This is a genomic window from Serratia sp. 22264 (assembly GCF_052045345.1).
GTDB lineage: Bacteria > Pseudomonadota > Gammaproteobacteria > Enterobacterales > Enterobacteriaceae > Serratia > Serratia plymuthica.
The window spans coordinates 95,855-114,833 of the sequence record NZ_JBQEOY010000007.1 but is presented as its reverse complement, the minus strand read 5'-3'; the positions used below and the strand labels follow the sequence as shown (position 1 = coordinate 114,833).

The 18,979-nt window shown below is 58.9% G+C and carries 15 protein-coding genes; 8 read left to right on the top strand and 7 right to left on the bottom strand.

The annotated features are described in order from the left end of the window. Positions 1-30: 30 nt before the first annotated feature. A complete protein-coding gene (gene glpG, locus ACTJJ1_RS20930) occupies positions 31-867 on the bottom strand; it encodes a rhomboid family intramembrane serine protease GlpG (protein ID WP_006328580.1) in 837 nt (278 codons plus the stop codon). Between the two features lie 407 nt (positions 868-1,274). On the opposite strand from glpG, the gene rbsK reads away from it, so the two are divergent. The 4 genes from rbsK (at position 1,275) to ACTJJ1_RS20910 (ending at position 5,333) form a co-directional block, all read left to right on the top strand. Continuing rightward, the gene (gene rbsK / locus ACTJJ1_RS20925) at positions 1,275-2,486 is read left to right on the top strand and encodes a ribokinase (RefSeq protein ID WP_004951403.1); all 1,212 of its coding nucleotides are present in this window, start codon (positions 1,275-1,277) and stop codon (positions 2,484-2,486) included. A gap of 55 nt (positions 2,487-2,541) precedes the next feature. Continuing rightward, positions 2,542-3,465 carry a dihydrodipicolinate synthase family protein gene (locus tag ACTJJ1_RS20920; RefSeq protein ID WP_440835122.1) on the top strand — a complete coding sequence of 308 codons (924 nt, stop codon included), beginning with the start codon at positions 2,542-2,544 and terminating at the stop codon, positions 3,463-3,465. 96 nt (positions 3,466-3,561) lie between these two features. Then, positions 3,562-4,044 (top strand): YhcH/YjgK/YiaL family protein, encoded by a 483-nt coding sequence (locus ACTJJ1_RS20915; protein WP_020439936.1) that lies wholly within the window; start codon positions 3,562-3,564, stop codon positions 4,042-4,044. Then, positions 4,041-5,333, top strand: coding sequence for an MFS transporter (locus ACTJJ1_RS20910; RefSeq protein WP_325987423.1), 1,293 nt, complete (start codon positions 4,041-4,043; stop codon positions 5,331-5,333). Before ACTJJ1_RS20915 ends, ACTJJ1_RS20910 begins: the two co-directional genes overlap by 4 nt. A gap of 33 nt (positions 5,334-5,366) precedes the next feature. Here the strand turns inward: ACTJJ1_RS20910 and glpE are convergent, their stop codons facing one another. Continuing rightward, on the bottom strand, positions 5,367-5,693 hold the full coding sequence (glpE, locus tag ACTJJ1_RS20905; protein WP_004951393.1) for a thiosulfate sulfurtransferase GlpE: 327 nt from the start codon (positions 5,691-5,693) through the stop codon (positions 5,367-5,369). An 83-nt stretch (positions 5,694-5,776) separates the two neighbouring features. Beyond that, a complete protein-coding gene (gene malT / locus ACTJJ1_RS20900) occupies positions 5,777-8,491 on the bottom strand; it encodes an HTH-type transcriptional regulator MalT (protein ID WP_004951391.1) in 2,715 nt (904 codons plus the stop codon). 544 nt (positions 8,492-9,035) lie between these two features. Here malT and malP point away from each other — a divergent pair. Beyond that, positions 9,036-11,441 carry a maltodextrin phosphorylase gene (gene malP, locus ACTJJ1_RS20895; protein WP_004951388.1) on the top strand — a complete coding sequence of 802 codons (2,406 nt, stop codon included), beginning with the start codon at positions 9,036-9,038 and terminating at the stop codon, positions 11,439-11,441. 9 nt (positions 11,442-11,450) lie between these two features. Beyond that, positions 11,451-13,541 carry a 4-alpha-glucanotransferase gene (malQ, locus tag ACTJJ1_RS20890; RefSeq protein WP_020457643.1) on the top strand — a complete coding sequence of 697 codons (2,091 nt, stop codon included), beginning with the start codon at positions 11,451-11,453 and terminating at the stop codon, positions 13,539-13,541. A gap of 80 nt (positions 13,542-13,621) precedes the next feature. Here the strand turns inward: malQ and nfuA are convergent, their stop codons facing one another. Both nfuA and gntX read right to left on the bottom strand, forming a co-directional pair. Then, a complete protein-coding gene (nfuA, locus tag ACTJJ1_RS20885; protein ID WP_004951381.1) occupies positions 13,622-14,197 on the bottom strand; it encodes a Fe-S biogenesis protein NfuA in 576 nt (191 codons plus the stop codon). A 58-nt stretch (positions 14,198-14,255) separates the two neighbouring features. Continuing rightward, the gene (gene gntX, locus ACTJJ1_RS20880; protein WP_004951379.1) at positions 14,256-14,939 is read right to left on the bottom strand and encodes a DNA utilization protein GntX; all 684 of its coding nucleotides are present in this window, start codon (positions 14,937-14,939) and stop codon (positions 14,256-14,258) included. Positions 14,940-14,981: 42 nt separating this feature from the next. Between gntX and bioH the strand changes: the two genes are divergently transcribed. Beyond that, positions 14,982-15,764 (top strand): pimeloyl-ACP methyl ester esterase BioH, encoded by a 783-nt coding sequence (bioH, locus tag ACTJJ1_RS20875; protein ID WP_122289999.1) that lies wholly within the window; start codon positions 14,982-14,984, stop codon positions 15,762-15,764. A gap of 259 nt (positions 15,765-16,023) precedes the next feature. Further along, complete coding sequence (locus ACTJJ1_RS20870) at positions 16,024-16,305, top strand: YdgH/BhsA/McbA-like domain containing protein (protein ID WP_004951376.1); 282 nt, start codon at positions 16,024-16,026, stop codon at positions 16,303-16,305. A 47-nt stretch (positions 16,306-16,352) separates the two neighbouring features. Here the strand turns inward: ACTJJ1_RS20870 and ACTJJ1_RS20865 are convergent, their stop codons facing one another. Together ACTJJ1_RS20865 and feoB are read right to left on the bottom strand one after the other, a co-directional pair. Beyond that, the gene (locus ACTJJ1_RS20865; protein WP_006328553.1) at positions 16,353-16,592 is read right to left on the bottom strand and encodes a FeoC-like transcriptional regulator; all 240 of its coding nucleotides are present in this window, start codon (positions 16,590-16,592) and stop codon (positions 16,353-16,355) included. Beyond that, positions 16,592-18,907, bottom strand: a complete 2,316-nt coding sequence (feoB, locus tag ACTJJ1_RS20860) for a Fe(2+) transporter permease subunit FeoB (RefSeq protein WP_208904462.1) — start codon at positions 18,905-18,907, stop codon at positions 16,592-16,594. The genes ACTJJ1_RS20865 and feoB overlap by 1 nt, the downstream gene beginning before the upstream one ends. Between the last annotated feature and the right edge of the window lie 72 nt (positions 18,908-18,979).

Below are 18,979 nucleotides of genomic sequence, written 5' to 3'. Positions count from 1 at the left end.
CCCCTAAAACGCCTGGCTTGTACCTGGCTGTTATTGTTCGTTGTGCGCGCGATGACGCGTGTCCCAAAATGCCATCAATAACCCTAACACTAAACCGGCCACGTGTGCCGCGTTAGCGATCGACATTCCTAAAATATCGAAATACCCGGCCACCAGCCAGAGCACCGAAAATACCATCAGGCCGCGCGGCAGCATCAGGCCGCGTTCCGGTGCCCGTTCGCCGCTGAGCCAGCTGTAGCCCATCAGCGCATAGACCACGCCGGACAGGCCGCCGAACAACGCGCCGCTGAACAGTGACTGCGCCCAACCGCTGAAGAAGGCCGATACCACCGCCAGCACGAACAGCTTGCCGGTGCCGAGGCGTTTTTCCAGCGGGCCGCCGAGATACCACCACCACAGCAGGTTAAAGGCGATGTGCAGCAGCGAAAAATGCAAAAACGCGTGGCTGACCCAGCGCCACAGCTGCGGGTATTGGCTGCTGTCCTGCGGCCAGGAGAGCCAGTACATCACGGTGTCATCGCCCATCGCCTGCATCAGGATATACACCGCAATGCACAGCACCATCACGCCCAGCGTCAGCGGCCCGGCCTTGCTGCGCAAGGTTTGCAGATAGGAGTAGCCTGGGTAGTGCAGATCGGCGCCGGTGTTGCCGGTTTCCCAACTGGCGGCCTGATAGCGGCGGTTGAGCGGATCGACCAGGAACTGCTGCAACTCGTGCTGCACCTGATCCAGATGGCTGTCGTCAGCCAACCAGATTTCCGCCGCCTCGCCGGTATTGTGCACGCTAAGTTCAATGCCCTGTGTCGCCATGTAGTCGACAAAGGCCTGAGCCAGGCGGGGGTTGGATACGGCGATTACTCGAACCATAGATATTCCGTTTCATATACCCGTCGCCTTTCAAGCCTCGGCGTTGTTGGCTGCTCACCCCAGTCGCTTACCTGAGTATGCTCCGGGGGATTTACACCCTTGCCGCCTGGCCGCAGCTTGAAATTCATAGGGTAAAGATAAGTTGGACCGTCGGTTTGCCGCCGACGGCGTTGACGGCTGATTATACCGTTGAAATCTTGAACGCAGGCAAGGGATCTGCGAAAAACCAGTAAAAACACCCACTAACGGGCCTGTGGCGGCTTATCAATCCCGCGGTTTTCCCGCTATGGGCCGGCGAATATTGCAGCGATTTTTGTTTACTTCCGTTTAGCCCTGCAACATATGATCACAGTCACTTTTTAACCACCGGGGGTCCCTTACTCTCAAAAACAGGTGCTGAGGTGACTATGTTTCTCGAAGAACGACGCAATAACATTCTGGATTATCTGGATAAATATGAACGCGTTAGCGTGGCGTACCTGGCCACGTCTTTTGCGGTGACCAAAGAAACCATCCGCAGCGATTTAAACGTGCTGGCGCAACTGGGGTTAGTGCAGCGCTGTCACGGCGGCGCGATAGTCATCCGCCGCAGCCTGCAGGCCAAATTAATTACCGAAACCGACGGCACGTTCGAAGTGCTGTTAAGGCGCCTGGAAAGCCAGAAAAGAAAGGTGCAGGAGCCGGAGAGAGGAAAAAACATGCGAGGCAAGGTCTGTATTCTGGGGTCATTCAATGTCGATATCGTCGCCAGAGTGGCGCGCTTTCCCAAAGGCGGCGAATCGCTGCTGGCGCTAGGCAGTACGCTCGGCCCCGGCGGCAAGGGGGCCAATCAGGCGATGGCCGCCAGCCGGGCCGGCGCTCAGGTGCATTTCGTGTCCAAAGTGGGCAAAGATCAGTTCAGCCAGTTCGCTTTCGACCATCTCTCTGCGTCGGAAATCCACTCGTTCACTTTATACCAATCGGAAACCGAGCCGACCGGCAACGCCATCATTTATGTTTCGCAGCAGGACGGCGAGAACATGATCGCCATTTATTCCGGCGCCAATAAAACCATCACCGACGAAGAAGTGGCTGCAATCGCCCCGGAGCTGGCCGGCGCGGAGGTTCTGCTGGTGCAGCTGGAGAATAACTTTAACGCCACGCTGAACGCGATGAAGCTGGCCAATGCGTTGGGGATACGGGTGATCCTCAATCCTGCGCCTTACTCCGCCGACGCGCTGCAATGCCTGGAATATGTCGATGTGATCACCCCGAATGAAACCGAGGCCTCGCTGCTGTCCGGCGTGGAGGTCACGGATTTGAACAGCGCCAAAGAGGCGGCGCAGCGTATCGCCGCGCTGGGCGCCCGACGGGTCATCATCACCATGGGAGCGCGCGGAGCGATGATCCTCGAAGGTTCTCAGTTCCAGCATATTCCCGCATTCCCGGCGTTGAGCGTCGATACCACCGGCGCGGGAGATGCGTTCAACGGCGCCTTCGCCGCGGCTATCGCCACCGGGCAAACGATTGCCCAGGCGGCAACCTATGCCGCCGCCTTCGCGTCACTGGCGGTGGAAAGAGAAGGGGCGTCCAACATGCCGCAACATCAACAGGTGGTGGCTCGTCTGAGCCAGCGCTGATCCCTAATCAAACAACACCATTGTCTGCCGCGTCAGCGCGGTGTGAGGAGCAAAAATGAAGAACATCGAGGGCATTGTGCCGGTAATGCTAACGCCGTTTACCGCTCGTAACGAGATCGACTATCCGGGTCTGGCGCGCCTGATCGACTGGTATTTGCAGAGTGGCGTCGATGCGTTGTTCGCCGTTTGTCAGTCCAGCGAGATGCAGTTCCTCAGCCTGGCGGAACGGGTCGAGCTGGCGCGTTTTGTGGTGCAGCGGGTAGACGGCCGGGTGCCGGTTATCGCTTCCGGCCATATCAGCGACGCGCTGGAGCAGCAAATTGAAGAGCTGCAGGCGATGGCGCAAACCGGCATCGACGCGCTGGTGCTGGTGACCAACCATCTTGACCCGCAACGCCAGGGCAGCGCGGCATTTTTCGCCACGCTGGACAGCCTGCTGGCGGCGTTGCCGGCTAGCATGCCGCTGGGCCTGTACGAATGCCCGGCGCCTTATCGCCGTTTGCTGAGCGATGAAGAGCTGAGCTATTGCGCCAACAGCGGCCGTTTTGTCGTGCTGAAGGACGTCAGTTGCGATCTGCCGACCGTGACGCGTCGGGTGGCATTAACCGCAGGGACGCCGCTGAATATCATCAATGCCAACGCCGCTATCGCCTGGCCGGCGATGCAGGCCGGCTCCAAAGGGTTCAGCGGGGTGTTCACCAATTTCCACCCGGAGCTGTACCACTGGCTGTATCACCACGGCGCGCAGCGGCCTGAGCTGGCGCAGGAACTGGCGACCTTCCTGTCGTTGGCGGCGGTCACGGAGACGCTGGGTTACCCGAAAAACGCCAAGATCTATCACCAGCGTTTGGGCACTTTCGACAGCGAGCTGTGCCGGGTAAATCAGGACGACGTGCTGGAGAAATTCTGGGGGCTGGGTGTGCTGCTGGATCAAATCCGCAGCGGCACCGGGTTCTACCAGCAAAAAATTGCCGGTTAAGGCTGTGCGGGAAGATGGCGACATCCTCCCGCGGTTCAACAACACCGCTGTACCTACTACACCCGCTAAAACTATCACTACACGGGGAACACCATCATGATGCTTTGCGATCTGCAGGACTGGGCGCGGGAAAAACACGCGTTTCATCCGATTATTCACCAGGCCATCGCGTTTATTGAACGCACTGATTTTGCCACGCTGCAACCCGGTAAAATCGACATTATTCCCGGCAAGATGTTTTGTCTGTTGCAGGAAATGAGCACCGTGCCGGCGCAGCAAATGCGCCCTGAGTCGCACTTTGACCACGTTGACGTGCAGTACCTGTTGCAGGGGGAAGAAACCATCGGCGTGGCGCGCCGCCGGGGCGATGAACCCGTGGCGGAAGAGCGGCGCCACCACGACATCGTGTTTTACCAAAAGGTGCAAAATGAAATGGCGGTCCCGCTGCTGCCAGGCACCTTTGCGGTATTTTTCCCGCACGATCTGCATCGCCCTTGCTGTCAAACCCACGGTGAGTGTTTTATCCGCAAAGCCGTGATCAAAATTCACCTCAGCCTGTTTACGGAGCCGCAATCATGAAAGAGGCGACTTCTGCGCTGCATGCATCGGCCGCCGCACCGGCGGCGCCGATCTCCCGTTTGCGCTGGGGCATTATCCTGATCCTGTTGATTGCCGCGGTGGTGAACTATCTCGATCGCGCCAACCTGAGCATCGCCAATACCACTATCGCCCGGGAGTTTGGCTTTTCCTCGACCGAAATGGGCCTGCTGCTGTCGGCGTTTTTGTGGCCTTACGCGCTCGCCAACCTGCCCGCCGGCTGGCTGGTGGACAAACTGGGGCCGAAGAAAATGTTTTCCTGGGCACTGGGGTTGTGGTCGGCATTTACCGTGATGGCGGCGTTCGTCAACAGCTACTCGATGTTCTATGGCCTGCGGATGCTGCTGGGCGTATCGGAATCCCCGTTTTTCACGTCGGGGATCAAGATCACCCATCGCTGGTTCTCGGAGAAAGAGCGTGGCCTGCCTACGTCGATCATCAACACCGGTTCGCAGATTGCCAACGCCATAGCTCCGCCGATCCTCACCGTGCTGCTGCTGACCCTGGGCTGGCGCGGCATGTTTATCGCCATTGGCCTGGCGGGCATTCCGCTGATGCTGGCCTGGCTGAAGTTTTACCGTGATCCGACGGCGCGGGAAGAGGCGATGATCCACGCCGAAAAACGTGCGGCGGCAAAAGCCGTCAACCAGGCGCAGGGAGGGAGCTGGGGTTCGCTGTTCCGCCATAGAACGACCTGGTTCATGATTTTGGGCAACTTTTCCATCATGTTCACCATCTGGGTTTACCTGACCTGGCTGCCGAGCTACCTGGAGAATTCGCTGGGCTTTAGCCTGAAGCAGACCGGTTGGATCGCCTCGATCCCGTTCTTTGCCGGCATTCTGGGGGTATTGTGCGGTGGGGCGATTTCCGATCGTTTGATTCGCCGCGGGGTGAAAGCGATCACCGCACGCAAGATCCCGATCGTCTGCGGTGCCGCGCTGGCGGCCTGCTGCGTGGCGCCGATCGCCTTTGTCGACAGTACGCCGCTGTGCATTTTATTGCTGTCGCTGGGGTATTTCTTCTCGCAGCTGCCTTCCGGCGTGATCTGGACGCTGGCGACGGATATCGCACCGAAACAGCAGGTGGCTTCGTTGGGGGCGATTCAGAACTTTGGCGGTTTCCTCGGTGCGGCGATGGCGCCGATTGTCACCGGGGTGATCCTCGACCTGACCGGGCAGTTCACCAACGTGTTCTTGCTGGGGGCGGGTTTGCTGATGCTGGGGGCATTGAGCTACGGCCTGTTTGTCAAACGGCCGATGGCGGCGGAGTAACAAAGGAAGAGGGCGCAGGATGCGCCCTGATTTTTACGCTGAAGTTTCAACGTCCTGCGGGTACTGGCGTGCCCAGGCTTCAAAACCGCCATCAATGCTGTACACCGCATCAAACCCCTGATTCAGCAGGTATTGCGCCGCGCTGCGGCTGCTGTTGCCGTGGTAGCACATCACCATCACCGGCCGGTCAAAGTCGTTGTGCTGCATGAATGTTTGCAGGCTGGCGTTGGTGAGGTGAAAGGCGCCCGGCGTGTGCCCGGCTTCAAAACTCTGCGGATCGCGGATGTCGACCAGAGCGGCGCTGTCTTCTTTCCAACGCGCGTAGGCTTGTTCAACGTTGATCGCTTCAAACTGTTCCATGACTTCTGACTGCCTTGTAATGAGAATATGCCGCCATTGTAACCAACTCTGCGGCAATTAAGACCAGAGCAACGCTGTGGTTTTTAGGCGCCGTAACCCATCATCTTCAGCAGTTGCTGCGCCTGCTGTACCGCTTCCTGACGGTGGGCCACGCCCAGCTTCTGATACAGATTGCGGATATGGGTTTTGATGGTGGTGGCCGCCACGTCCAGCTCGCCGGCGATCTGGTCGTTGCTGTAACCGGAATAAATCAGCCCCAGCACCTGCCATTCGCGCTGCGTCAGCGGGCTGGTGCGGATCAGTTCCGGCACCTGTGGGTGCGTTAGCAGCTTATCGACGAAGTTCTCGTCAAAATGCGCGAATTTATGCCGATGGTGCTGGTTGATGTCGCGCAGAATGCGCTGAGCGCGATGGTGCTCCAGCTCAGGCAGCGTATTGAGCTGAATCAGCTGACGCAGCTGCTGCGCCATCACTTCGCCCTCGATGACAAAGTGGCTGATAAATCCGGTGCGGCTGGCCAGGGACAGCGCCTCCATCAGGACCTTTTGCGCATCGCCTTTACGTTCCATCTGCCAGTAAAGCTGGTTGCTAAGCAGCAGGTTGCGGTTCAGATCGCTCACCAGCCGCAGGCGGCGGGCGTTTTCGTTCAGTTCATCCAGCACCACTTCGGCTTCTTCGTATTGGCCGAGCATGATTTGCACCCGGGCGATATTACGCCACTGGCCCTGCATAAAGTGGTTATCCGCCATGCCGGGTTTTTCGGTCTGGCGCAGCCATTGGGCGGCGGCGGCGGTGTCGCCGGTCATCTGCCAGTGGATCACCCGCGGTTTGTCGGCATTGGTCAGCCAATCGCGATGGTATTGGCTGCCGTGCAGCAGTGCTTCGCAACGCTGCAGGTGCGCATGGGCGTTATCCAGATCGCCGCGTGCCAGCGAGCATTTGGCCAGCATGGCGATGCACTGCAGCTGTTGCTGAGGTTGGAAGTTGGCCAGAATTTTCAGGCCCTGACGCGCCGCGTCTTCCGCTTCGTCCAGCCGTGACCAGGACCACAGGATCTGCGAACGGATACGCAGCAGGAACTCATGCATCGGCAACTGTTCCAGATGTTGTTCGCGCACCAGCTCAAAAGCCTTGTCCTGCGTCTCATAGGCGGCCTGCAGGAAACCCTGGGCAATCAGGATTTCGCTCTGTTGCAACAGCGCCCACAACGCGTAGTGATAAGCCTGATGGCGTCGCGCCATCTGCTCGGTTTGTTGCATCATCGGCAACGCGCGGGCCAGCTCGCCCTTGCAGTGATGGACTTCGCCGGTTACCGAGGTGGCGACGATGCGGCTATAATAACTGGAAAGCGGCAGAAACTTCAGCGCCTCGGTGGCCAGGCGTTCGGCCTCTTCCGGCTTGCCGGCGTTGATCGCCACCTGTGCGCGCAGGGCGTCGAATTCGGCATGCAGGGTCCGATCGACGTCGATTTTTTGATCGCGCATCGCCTGTTCGGCGCGTTCCAACAGGGTATTCACTTCGATGTAGCGGTGTTGGCTCTGCGCCAACCAGGCCTGCAACAGCGCCAGCTTGGGATTTTGGATCAAGCGTTCATACGGCAACGCATTCAGGCACTCTTCCAGCAGGGCCAGCTCGCTGTGATGGAACAGCGACCAGGCGTGTTGCAGCAGGATATCGCGCAGCATGCTGACGTCGCTGGCCGCCAGCGCGTGGTGAATCGCCTCCGCCGGGTAACCCAATGCCAGCCAGCCTTCGGCGGCGGCGCGGTGCAGCCCCGGTAGCTCCAGCGCCAGCTCCCATTGGCAGCGTTGGCGCAGGAAAGTGGCGAACAGCGGATGGAAGCAGAACCATTCGCCGGTGTCGTCCATGCGGTGGATAAACAGCCCCTGGCGCTCCAGTTCTTCCAGCCGTTGCTGGCCGTTATCTTCGCCGGTCAGGCGCACGATCAGCGCATCGTTCATTGAACGCAGCACCGAGCAGCGCAACAGGAAAGCGCGCGCCCCGGCATCGACGTGATCCAGCACTTCGTCCACCAGATAATCGGACAGGTGGCTGGCGTTCAGACCGGCCAGGCGTTTGGCGGATTGCTGTGCAGACGAGGTGGACTGCCGGGCAGACAGCGCAATCAGCTGCAACGCGGTGGCCCAACCTTCGACTTCATCGCACAGGCGGCTGCTGTCATGCTGTTCCATCGGCGCGGTCAGGCGGCAGTCGAAGAATTGTTTGGCTTCCTGATGGGTAAACGCCAGTTGCTGCGTGCCCATCTCCAGCAGTTGATCGCGCACGCGCAGGTTGGCGATGCCCAGCGGCGGCAGGGTACGGGACAGCAGGATCAGCGTCAGGTTTTCCGGCTGATGACGCAGGAAGAAGCGCATGGCTTCATGGATGACGTCATTGGTGATCAGGTGGTAATCGTCAATCACCAGGTACAGCGGCTGATGCCAGTCGGACAGCTCAATGAACAGCTGGGCGAACAGCGCCGACAGGCTGGCGTACTGATGTTTTTGGCTCAACGCTTCGCTCTTCACGCAGTGGCCGCCGCTGGCATGTTGCAAGGCGGCGATCAGGTAGCTGGCAAAGCGCTCGGGTTGGTTGTCGCTTTCATCCAGCGAGTACCAGCCCAAATCTGATTTGCCGGCTGCCCATTGTGCGACCAGCGTCGTTTTTCCGTATCCCGCCGGGCAATTAACCAATGTCAGGCGATAGTTTGCCGTGCCGGCTAATTTGGCCAGCAGGCGATCGCGGATCACGGTATTTTGCAGCCGTACCGGACGGCTCAGTTTTGATGGGATCAGCATAGTATTCCAGAGTGAAAATCGCGGCTCCCGTAGCCGTTGGCCTGCCCGAAGGGGTTCATTTCATCGCGACTCCTGCCGGGATCGGAGTAAAACTAATTATTTTATGGCTCGTAATTAATCACCCTCCTAACTTCTGACAACGTTAAACGTATTGCAACAAGGTTCATCTTCGGCTTGGAGTTAAATTGCTATTGATCACACTTTTTTACGTTTGCAGGCAAATCATTGCGCAATTGCGGCGTTGTGGGGCGGTTTGGTAACGCGGTTGAGGGAAAGCATTTCGATGCATGTACAAAACTTCATCAGCTGCATTAACTATGCTAATTTCATAGCGGGGATTTTCTGCTTATTCTCAGTGCTCGCGGCGTTCGTCGGCGGGCTTTTTTGCATCATGCAAGGGAGTCAAAAAGTGCCTGAGATCACAATTTTAGCTACGCCCCAATCCTCCTCCCCAGCTAATCCCCGGGCGGGATGATGCCTTCAACCTTTCTCCCCGGCACGATAACGGTAATTTGACCCACTTACTGGATAGAGAGTTTCCCTTATGTCACAGCCTATGCTTAAAAAGGATGCTTTTCTGGCGGCACTGACCCGTCAGTGGCAACGGTTTGGCCTCAGTTCTGCACAACAGATGACCCAGCACCAATGGTGGGAGGCGGTAAGCCGTGCGCTGGCCGAGCAGCTTGCTGCGCAGCCTGCGCCACGCAAAAGCGCCAAGCCGTTGCGCCATGTGAACTATATTTCGATGGAGTTTCTGATTGGCCGCCTGACGGCGAATAACCTGATTAACCTGGGCTGGTACGACACCGTCGAACAGGCGCTGGCGGAGCAGGATATCAAGCTGGCGGATCTGCTCGAGCAGGAAACCGATCCGGCACTGGGCAACGGCGGGCTGGGGCGCCTGGCGGCCTGTTTCCTGGACTCGATGGCGACGGTGGAGCAACCGGCCACCGGTTATGGTCTCAATTACCAATACGGGCTCTTCCGCCAGTCGTTCAGCGAAGGTCAGCAGCAAGAAGCGCCGGATAACTGGCAGCGCGAAAGCTACCCGTGGTTCCAGCACAATGCCGCGCTGTCGGTGGATGTGGGTATCGGCGGGAAACTGGAAAAACTGGCCGATGGCCGCGAACTGTGGCGTCCGGCGTTTACCCTGCGTGGCGAAGCCTGGGATCTGCCGGTGCTGGGCTTCCGTAATGGCGTGACCCAACCTCTGCGCCTGTGGCAGGCGACCCATCAGCACCCGTTCGATCTGGGGGATTTCAACGACGGCAAATTCCTGCAGGCGGAGAAGCAGGGCGTAGAAGCCGCCAAGCTGACCAAGGTACTGTACCCGAACGACAACCATCAGGCGGGTAAGCGTCTGCGCCTGATGCAGCAATATTTCCAGTGCGCCTGTTCGGTGGCGGATATCCTGCGCAAACACCATCAGGCCGGCCGCAAGATTGAAGACCTGCCTAAGTACGAAGTGATTCAACTCAACGACACTCACCCCACCATCGCCATCCCGGAAATGCTGCGCATTCTGCTGGATGAGCACCAGTTGGAATGGGATGCCGCCTGGGCGATCACCAGCAACACCTTTGCCTACACCAACCACACCCTGATGCCCGAGGCGCTGGAGTGCTGGGACGAGAAGCTGGTGCGCAGCCTGCTGCCGCGTCATTTCTCCATCATCAAGCAGATCAACGCCAACTTCAAAAAGCTGGTGGATAAACGCTGGCCGGGCGACAAGGCGGTGTGGGCCAAGCTGGCGGTACACCATGACAAACAGGTGCGCATGGCTAACCTGTGCGTAGTCAGCGGCTTTGCGGTCAACGGCGTAGCGCAACTGCACTCCGACCTGGTGGTGAAAGACCTGTTCCCGGAATATCACCAGCTGTGGCCGAACAAATTCCACAACGTCACCAACGGCATCACGCCGCGCCGCTGGCTGAAACAGTGTAACCCGGCGCTGTCGGGGCTGATTGACGAGACGCTGAAGGTCGAGTGGGCCAACGATCTCGACGCGCTGAAAGGGCTGGAAAAATATGCCGACGATGCAGCGTTCCGTCAGCGTTATCGGCAAATCAAGCGCGATAACAAAGTCGCCTTGGCAAACTACGTGCACGGCGTAATGGGCCTGACGCTGAACCCGGACGCCATTTTCGATGTGCAGATCAAGCGCCTGCACGAATACAAACGCCAGCATTTGAACCTGTTGCACATTCTGTCGCTGTATCGCCAACTGCGTGACAACCCGAATCTGGACATCGTGCCTCGGGTATTCCTGTTCGGGGCCAAAGCGGCGCCGGGCTACTATCTGGCGAAGAACATCATTTATGCGATCAATCAGGCGGCTTCGGTGATCAACAACGATCCGCTGGTGAAGGATCGGCTGAAAGTGGCGTTTATTCCCGACTACCGCGTTTCCGTCGCTGAACTGATGATCCCGGCGGCGGATATCTCCGAACAGATCTCTACCGCCGGCAAAGAGGCGTCCGGCACCGGCAACATGAAGCTGGCGCTGAACGGCGCGCTGACCGTCGGTACGTTGGACGGGGCCAATGTGGAGATCGCCGAGCAGGTGGGCGACGACAACATCTTTATCTTCGGCAATACCGTCGATCAGGTGAAGGCGCTGCTGGCCAAAGGCTACGACCCGCTCAGCTACCGCAAGAAGGACAAACACCTGAAGGCGATCCTCGACGAGTTGGCGAGCGGCGCCTTCAGCCATGGCGACAAGCATGCCTTCGACATGATGCTGCACAGCTTGCTGGAAGGCGGTGACCCTTATCTGGTGCTGGCCGACTTCGCTTCGTACTGCCAGGCTCAACGGCAGGTAGACGAGCTGTATCGTGACCAGGACGAATGGACACGCCGCACTATTCTTAACACCGCGCGGGTCGGTATGTTCAGTTCGGATCGTTCGATCCGCGACTACCAACAGCGTATCTGGCAAGCCAAGCGTTAAGGAGAGCGAATGGATCGCAAGCGCATCGATCAGGCGGCCGCTCAGGCGGGTATTGCCGCTGATTATATTAACGCTCATGGGAAACAGCAGGCGATCGCGCAGGACACCAAGCGCAAACTGCTGGATGCCATGGGGCGGACTGCCGCGCCGCTGGAGGCTGCGGTGACGCCGCTGCCGGCGGTCAAGGTATTCTATCAGGGCGCGCCGGTGGCGTTGCCGCTTGCGGGCAGCGGCGAGTATCTCTGGACTCTGCTGCGTGAAGACGGTGGCCGGCAACAGGGGCGCGCCGGCGCGCGTAAAACCCTTACCCTGCCGGGCGAGTTGCCGGCGGGTTATCACCAACTGACGCTAACCCAGGACGAACAGCAGTGGCAGTGCCGGTTGATTGTTGCGCCGAAACGCTGCTTTGAGCCGGATGCGCTGCTGACCGGACAAAAACTGTGGGGCGCTTGCGTCCAGCTTTACACCCTGCGCTCCGATCGTAACTGGGGTATCGGCGATTTCGGCGATCTGCGGCAGATGGTGGAGCAGGTTGGGGAACGGGGCGGCGCTTTTGTCGGGCTGAACCCGATCCACGCGCTGTATCCGGCGAACCCGGAAAGCGCCAGCCCGTACAGCCCGTCGTCGCGACGCTGGCTGAACGTGGTGTATATCGATGTGAACGCGGTGGAAGAGTTCCAGCGTAGCGATGCGGCGCAGAAATGGTGGCTGAAGCCGGCAACGCAAAAACAGCTGATCAAAGCGCGCAGCAGCGAACTGGTGGATTACAGCACGGTGACGCAGCTCAAGCTGGCGGCGCTGAAGCTGGCGTTCCCGTTGTTCCAGGGGCGTAAAGCTGGTGACGAACAGCGTCAGGCGTTCGAGCAGTTTGTTGCCGACGGTGGCGACAGCCTGTATCAACAGGCGGCGTTTGACGCATTGCATGCTCATCTTGCCGCCGCTGACGGCAGCCTGTGGGGTTGGCCGGCCTGGCCTGAGCAATATCGGCAGGGCGACAGCGCCGCAGTTAAGCAGTTTTGCCGGCAACAGCAAGATTCGGTGACCTTCTATCTGTGGTTGCAGTGGTTGGCCGCCAGCCAGTTCGCCGACTGTTTCCGCCGGAGCCAGCAACAGCAAATGCCGATTGGCCTGTACCGCGATTTAGCGGTAGGCGTGGCGGAGGGCGGTTCGGAAACCTGGTGCGAGCCGGATCTTTATTGCCTGAAAGCGTCGGTTGGCGCGCCGCCGGATATTCTGGGCCCGCTGGGGCAAAACTGGGGGCTGCCGCCGATGGATCCGCACGTGATGGCGGCGCGGGGTTACCAGCCGTTTATCGATCTGTTGCGCGCCAATATGACCAGTTGCGGTGCGCTGCGCATTGACCACGTAATGGCGTTGCTGCGCCTGTGGTGGATCCCCTACGGTGAAACCGCCGATCATGGCGCTTACGTGAAATACCCGGTGGATGACCTGTTGGCGGTGTTGGCGCTGGAGAGCCAGCGTCACCGCTGTATGGTGATTGGCGAAGACCTCGGGACCGTGCCGGTCGAGATTGTCGCCAAGCTGCGCGACAGCGGCGTCTATTCTTATAAGGTGCTGTATTTCGAGCGTGACGGCGAGAACCACTTCCGTGCGCCGCAGGCCTACCCGGTGCAGGCGATGGCGACCATCACCACGCATGACCTGCCGACGCTGCGCGGTTATTGGCAGAGCGGCGATCTGCAACTGGGCAACCAGCTGGGGCTGTATCCGGATGCGGAGATCCTGAAAGAATTGTTTGCCGATCGTGAGCGCGCCAAGCAGGGGTTGCTGGACGGATTGCATCATTATGGCTGTGTGCCGCAGAAGGTGGGCAAGAAGGCGGCGTTGCTGAACATGAGCCCGCTGCTCAACCGTGGTTTGCAGCGCTATGTTGCCGATAGCGCCAGCGCACTGCTGGGCCTGCAGCCGGAAGACTGGCTGGACATGGCCGAACCGGTCAATATTCCTGGCACCAGCGATCAGTACCCAAACTGGCGGCGTAAACTGAACAAAACCCTCGAGGAGATGTTTACCGATCAGCAGGTTAACCGGTTGCTGAAGGATCTGGACAAGCGGCGGCGAACGGTGTCGGTGGGGTAATTGTCATAAAAATGCCGGAGTTGGCGAAGCCAATCCGGCATTTTTCTTTCCGTTTCCAGGCTATTGCCTGGAGTGCGGGATCAGTAGTAAGAGTGCTCGCCGCGCTGATGCTCGGTCAGATCGCGCACGCCTTTCAGCTCAGGGAACTTCTGCAGCAGTTCTTTCTCGATCCCTTCTTTCAGCGTTACGTCGACCATTGAACAGCCGTTACAGCCGCCGCCGAACTGCAGGATCGCCAAACTGTCGTCGGTGATTTCCATCAGCGTTACGCGGCCGCCGTGGCCTGCCAGCTGTGGGTTGATCTGCGATTGCAGCACGTATTCGACGCGTTCCATCAGCGGGGCGTTATCGTCGACCTTGCGCATTTTGGCGTTTGGCGCTTTCAGCGTCAGCTGCGAACCCAACTGGTCGGTGACGAAGTCGATTTCGGCGTCTTCCAGATAAGGTTTGCTTATTTCGTCGATATAGGCGGACAGCTTTTCGAATTTCAGCTCGGTGTCTGTCGCTTCCACGGCATCCGGCGGGCAATAAGAGACACCGCATTCGGCCGTAGGCGTACCCGGGTTGATCACGAATACGCGGATTTGGGTGCCTTCTTCTTGATTTGCCAGCAGTTTGGCAAAGTGTTCCTGTGCGGTATCTGTTATACGAATCATAGCATTAGCTCAGTAGTTGACTTCTATTGTCGGTTATAATACGCCCATTGCGGTGGCACTACAATGTGCGGCAAACGCACCAGATTTGTATCGATGCCGCCCCTTGCCGCAGCAAGAGTCTGGTGATTTCCGCCACCGTGCTGCCGGTCGTCACCACATCATCCAACAGGGCAACGTGTCGGCCTGCCAGCGGCTCATGGCAACGAAAGGCGCCACGCAGGTTGCGCCTGCGCATACGGGCAGGCAGCCGCTGCTGTGGAGCGGTTTTTCGTACCCGCCTCAGGGCGGCAGGGCGATAATCGCAACCCAGCCAGTGCGCCAGCGGCCGCGCCAGCAGATCGCTCTGGTTATAGCCGCGTCGCCAGCAGCGTTTAGCCTGCAAGGGTACCGCTAAAATCATATCGGGTCTGTTCAGATACTGCTCTCTGTGCGCCCGTTGCCAGTTTAGCAATATCAGCCGTGCCAGCAGCGGCGCCAGTTCCGGTGCGTGCTGAAACTTGAATTTTTTGATCAGTTGACGAAGCGGCGCGACGTAGTCGCCGACGAACACCAATGCCTGCCAGGGCGGCGGCCGTTGCAGGCAGCGGCCGCAGGGGTGTGCGGCGTCGCCGGCGGGCAGGCCGCAGCAGGGGCAGCACAGCGGTTTGGCCGGCAGATGGCGCAGGCAGTAACTACAGATGCCGTGGCGGCTGAGGCATAATGGCTGCCGGCATAGCCAACAGCGGCTGTGGATTGATAGCATGGCCGTCCTCCCTGACGGATGAGAATGAAAGGACAATAACTGATGACAGCGCTGTACTGGCAAACAATAGGTGAAGGCGAACGCGATCTTGTGCTGCTGCACGGATGGGGACTGAATGCGGAGGTATGGGGTTGCACGCTCGAGCGGCTGACGCCGCATTTTCGCCTGCATCTGGTCGATCTGCCGGGCTATGGCCGCAGTCAGGGATTTGGCGGCATGTCGCTCGCGCAGATGGCGGAGATCGTGCTGGCCGCCGCACCGCCACAGGCCTGGTGGTTGGGCTGGTCACTCGGCGGGCTGGTGGCCGGCCAGATTGCGCTGACGCAGCCTCAGCGGGTACGCGGATTGATCACCGTGGCTTCCTCGCCGTGCTTTGCCGCACAGGACGACTGGCCGGGGATTCGCCCAGAGGTGCTGAGCGGTTTTCAGCATCAGCTGAGTCAGGACTTCCAGCGCACCGTAGAACGCTTTCTGGCATTACAAACCCTGGGTACGGCAAGCGCACGGCAGGACGCACGCCTGCTGAAATCGGTGGTGTTGAATCAGCCGATGCCGAGCGTCGAGGTACTGAACGGCGGCCTGGAGATGCTGCGCACCACGGATTTACGCCTGCCGATGGCGGAACTGACCCTGCCGCTGCTGCGTATATACGGTTATCTGGACGGGGTGGTGCCGCGCAAGGTCGCCGGGCTGCTGGATGTCAGTTGGCCGTATTCATCGTCGGTAGTCATGGCGAAAGCCGCTCATGCGCCCTTCATTTCTCACCCTGATGAATTTGCCGAGATTATTCGTACCTTTGTGACCGAAGGTGGCATTCCGCGCTAAAACGCACAATAAAGCGCTAAAGAAATGGCCGCTCAGTGGATAAAAAAGAAACCTGTTCGATACTTAGTGGGGTAGATGCGTTGGCTGAAAACTGAAAAACCGCTCGCGGATTTTTTCGCTTTGACGTTTCGTCTCTGGGAAAAGGATTCTCGTCATGGAAAGCAACGAGGTCTGAAGATGTCACGGCAGCCGGTGTTATTGCGCATGTACCCTTGGACGGCTTTCATAACAAATAAATGTTCCCTAGAGAGGTATGGTAATGAAATCTTTGAAAATGATTATTGCAGCGTTGGTCGTCGGTTCCGTGTCTTTCAGCTCCCTGGCGGCAACCTTGCTGACCAAAGAAGATCTGGACAAGAATCCGGGTAAATACGAGAAGATCGGTACGGTCACCACCACCGCGCAAACCACATCACCGATGGATGCGAAAGAAGAACTGTCGAAGAAGGCCGATGAAAAAGGTGGTCAGTATTATGTGATTATCTCCGGCCGCGAACACGGTAAGTTCAGCGCGACAGCCGAAGTGTATAAAGACAAGTAATCATTCTTGATTTAAGCAGGGGCGCATTTCGTACTGCGCCCCGGTTTTTAGCGCTTTAACCGATACACCACCGTATCGCACCCCTTGCCCTCCGGGCAGCTTTTGCAACTGCCGCTCAGGCAGGCGCTGTTGTCCTGCTCAACCCGCTCCACTTTTCCCATCGCCGTTAAACGTTCCAGCATCGCCAACACCAGCGGCAGTGGGGTCGCCAACTGGCGGCTGAGTTGTTGCGCCTGAGCGCTGCCATGCAGCGCCAACGCATCGCGGATCTGCAGCAGGCCGGCCATCAGTGGCAGTTACCCTGAGCACCCTGGCAACAGGCGGCAGGCGTAGCCTTGCCCAGACGTACCGTTACCCGGCTGCGCGCCCGGCGCAGGCAGAACAGGATCAGCAGATTAAACAGCGCCACGATGGCGATGGCCGTCAGGCTGTACCGCGGATGCTGGCTGAAGGTGGCTGTCTGGTAAAACAGCGTGGCCAAGGAGTAGGCGACGTTCAGCCCCCAGAGAATGGAGAAAGTCATCCAGCCGCGGCTGGATTCACGGGCGATTGCGCCCATCACCGAGACGCAGGGCACGTACAGCAGCACAAAGATCAGGTAACTGTAGGCGGAGATGCCGGAGCCGAATTTGCTGCTCATCATGCCCATGGAACTGACGCCCATTTCCCCGTCGCCCTTGCTGGCCTCGATGGGGTTGGACAGCACGCTCAGGCTGAAGGTGTCTTTCAGTCCTTGCCAGGTGGTCTCCACAGCACCGCTCAGCTCGTCCAAAAGGTTAAAGTTGGCGGCATCAAACTCGGTGTTATTGATGTGTTCAGCGGTGTACAGGGTGTTCAGCGTGCCGACCACCACTTCTTTCGCCATAGCTCCGGTCACCAGCCCGACGGTGGCTTGCCAGTTGTCGCTGTGCACGCCCATAGGTTGCAGCAGCGGCGTCAGCATTTTGGACACCGACGCCAGCGCGGAATCGTTGATGTTATCGACCGGTTTGCCGCTGAACGTAAAACTGTTCAGGCCGCCGATGAAGATGCTGGCGATCACGATCACTTTCCCGGCGCGCAGCACAAAGCCTTTCAGCCGCTGCCAGGTTTGCAGCAGCAGGCTTTTCAGGTGCGGCACGTGATAAACCGGCAATTCCATGACGAACGGCGAAGCTTCGCCGCGCATGATGGTGTACTTCAGCACCAACCCTGTGAGGATCGCCACCACGATGCCGAGCATATACAGCGAGAACACCACGCCTGCACCGTCCTGGCCGAAGAAGGCGGCGGCAAAGACGGCGAAGATCGCCAACCGGGCACCGCAGGACATGAACGGCGCCATCATGATGGTAATCAAGCGTTCACGCGGGGCATCCAGCGTACGGGCGCCCATGATGGAGGGGACGTTGCAGCCGAAGCCGACAATCAACGGCACGAAGGATTTACCGGGCAGCCCGAGCGCCTGCATCAGGCGGTCCATGACAAATGCCGCACGCGCCATGTAGCCGGAGTCTTCGAGAAAGGACAAAAACAGGTACATCATGCCGATTTGCGGCACCAGCGGCAGCACGGTGTTGATGCCGCCGCCGACGCCCTGCGCCAGGAAAATCGTCAGCCATTCAGGGACGTGCAGGCTGTAGCCCAGCCATTGAATGCCCTGGATAAAGATCGCCGCCGAACCGATATCAAATATCGGTTGCAGCGCGCCGCCGAGGTTAATCGCCAGCAAGAACATCAGGTACATCACCAGCAAAAAGATGGGCACCCCCAGCCAGCGGTTGAGGATCACCTTGTCCAACGCTTCGGTCAGGCGGTTTGGCATCGCCTGCTGCGAGTTGCTGACCGCATCACACAGGGTGGCTATCGACTGATAGCGCGCATCGGCAATCACCAACGCAGGATCTTCTTGTTGCTGCCGTTGCAGCGCCAGCCTGGCGGCAGGCAGCAGGGCGGTGGCGTTGCCGGCCAATTGGTGGCCGTAGATGTCGCCCTCCAGCATTTGCAGCGCCAGCCAGCGGCGTTGTTCCGTCGGCAGATCCTCCGGCATGGCATCGCTCAGGGTGGCCATTTCCTTCAACAGTACCGGTGGATAGTCCACCAACGCTTTCAGATCGTTAAACCGGTGATGGTCGATTATTTGCTTCAACGCGCCGATACCGTCGGCCTTGGTGGAGACCAGGGGCACCACCGGGCAGCCGAGGCGTGCCGACAGCGCAGCGATATCAATGTCGATTTGCTGGCTTCTGGCGATATCCAGCATGTTCAGCGCGATGATGCAGGGGATACCCAGTTCCAGCAGTTGCAGCGTCAGGTAGAGGTTGCGCTCAAGGTTGGAGGCGTCGACGACGTTGATCAGCAGATCGGCATCGCCGCTCAGGATGTAGTGGCAGGCGATTTGCTCGTCGAGCGAGGTTTGCTCCGAGATGGTGGTCAGCGAGTAGGTGCCGGGCAGATCGACCAGTTTGACCTGGGATTGCGGCGTGGTGAACTGGCCTTCTTTACGCTCTACCGTCACGCCTGCCCAGTTGCCGACCCGCTGGCGAGCCCCGGTCAACTGATTGAACAGCGTGGTTTTACCGGAATTGGGGTTGCCTATTAAGCCAATAGTGAGTTTTTTCATCATTTCGCGTGATATCAGTCAATGGACATTGAGCCGGGCGGTGGGGCGCGGCCGGGGCAAGAGGGCGCAGAG

Excerpts from the sequence above, each read along its gene's own strand:
- malQ (WP_020457643.1), top strand. The coding sequence starts at position 11,451 with ATGGATCGCAAGCGCATCGATCAGGCGGCCGCTCAGGCGGGTATTGCC.
- ACTJJ1_RS20865 (WP_006328553.1), bottom strand. The coding sequence starts at position 16,592 with ATGGCCGGCCTGCTGCAGATCCGCGATGCGTTGGCGCTGCATGGCAGC.
- gntX (WP_004951379.1), bottom strand. The coding sequence starts at position 14,939 with ATGCTATCAATCCACAGCCGCTGTTGGCTATGCCGGCAGCCATTATGC.
- glpG (WP_006328580.1), bottom strand. The coding sequence starts at position 867 with ATGGTTCGAGTAATCGCCGTATCCAACCCCCGCCTGGCTCAGGCCTTT.
- nfuA (WP_004951381.1), bottom strand. The coding sequence starts at position 14,197 with ATGATTCGTATAACAGATACCGCACAGGAACACTTTGCCAAACTGCTG.
- ACTJJ1_RS20920 (WP_440835122.1), top strand. The coding sequence starts at position 2,542 with ATGAAGAACATCGAGGGCATTGTGCCGGTAATGCTAACGCCGTTTACC.
- ACTJJ1_RS20910 (WP_325987423.1), top strand. The coding sequence starts at position 4,041 with ATGAAAGAGGCGACTTCTGCGCTGCATGCATCGGCCGCCGCACCGGCG.
- malP (WP_004951388.1), top strand. The coding sequence starts at position 9,036 with ATGTCACAGCCTATGCTTAAAAAGGATGCTTTTCTGGCGGCACTGACC.
- ACTJJ1_RS20915 (WP_020439936.1), top strand. The coding sequence starts at position 3,562 with ATGATGCTTTGCGATCTGCAGGACTGGGCGCGGGAAAAACACGCGTTT.
- glpE (WP_004951393.1), bottom strand. The coding sequence starts at position 5,693 with ATGGAACAGTTTGAAGCGATCAACGTTGAACAAGCCTACGCGCGTTGG.
- malT (WP_004951391.1), bottom strand. The coding sequence starts at position 8,491 with ATGCTGATCCCATCAAAACTGAGCCGTCCGGTACGGCTGCAAAATACC.
- bioH (WP_122289999.1), top strand. The coding sequence starts at position 14,982 with ATGACAGCGCTGTACTGGCAAACAATAGGTGAAGGCGAACGCGATCTT.
- feoB (WP_208904462.1), bottom strand. The coding sequence starts at position 18,907 with ATGAAAAAACTCACTATTGGCTTAATAGGCAACCCCAATTCCGGTAAA.
- ACTJJ1_RS20870 (WP_004951376.1), top strand. The coding sequence starts at position 16,024 with ATGAAATCTTTGAAAATGATTATTGCAGCGTTGGTCGTCGGTTCCGTG.
- rbsK (WP_004951403.1), top strand. The coding sequence starts at position 1,275 with ATGTTTCTCGAAGAACGACGCAATAACATTCTGGATTATCTGGATAAA.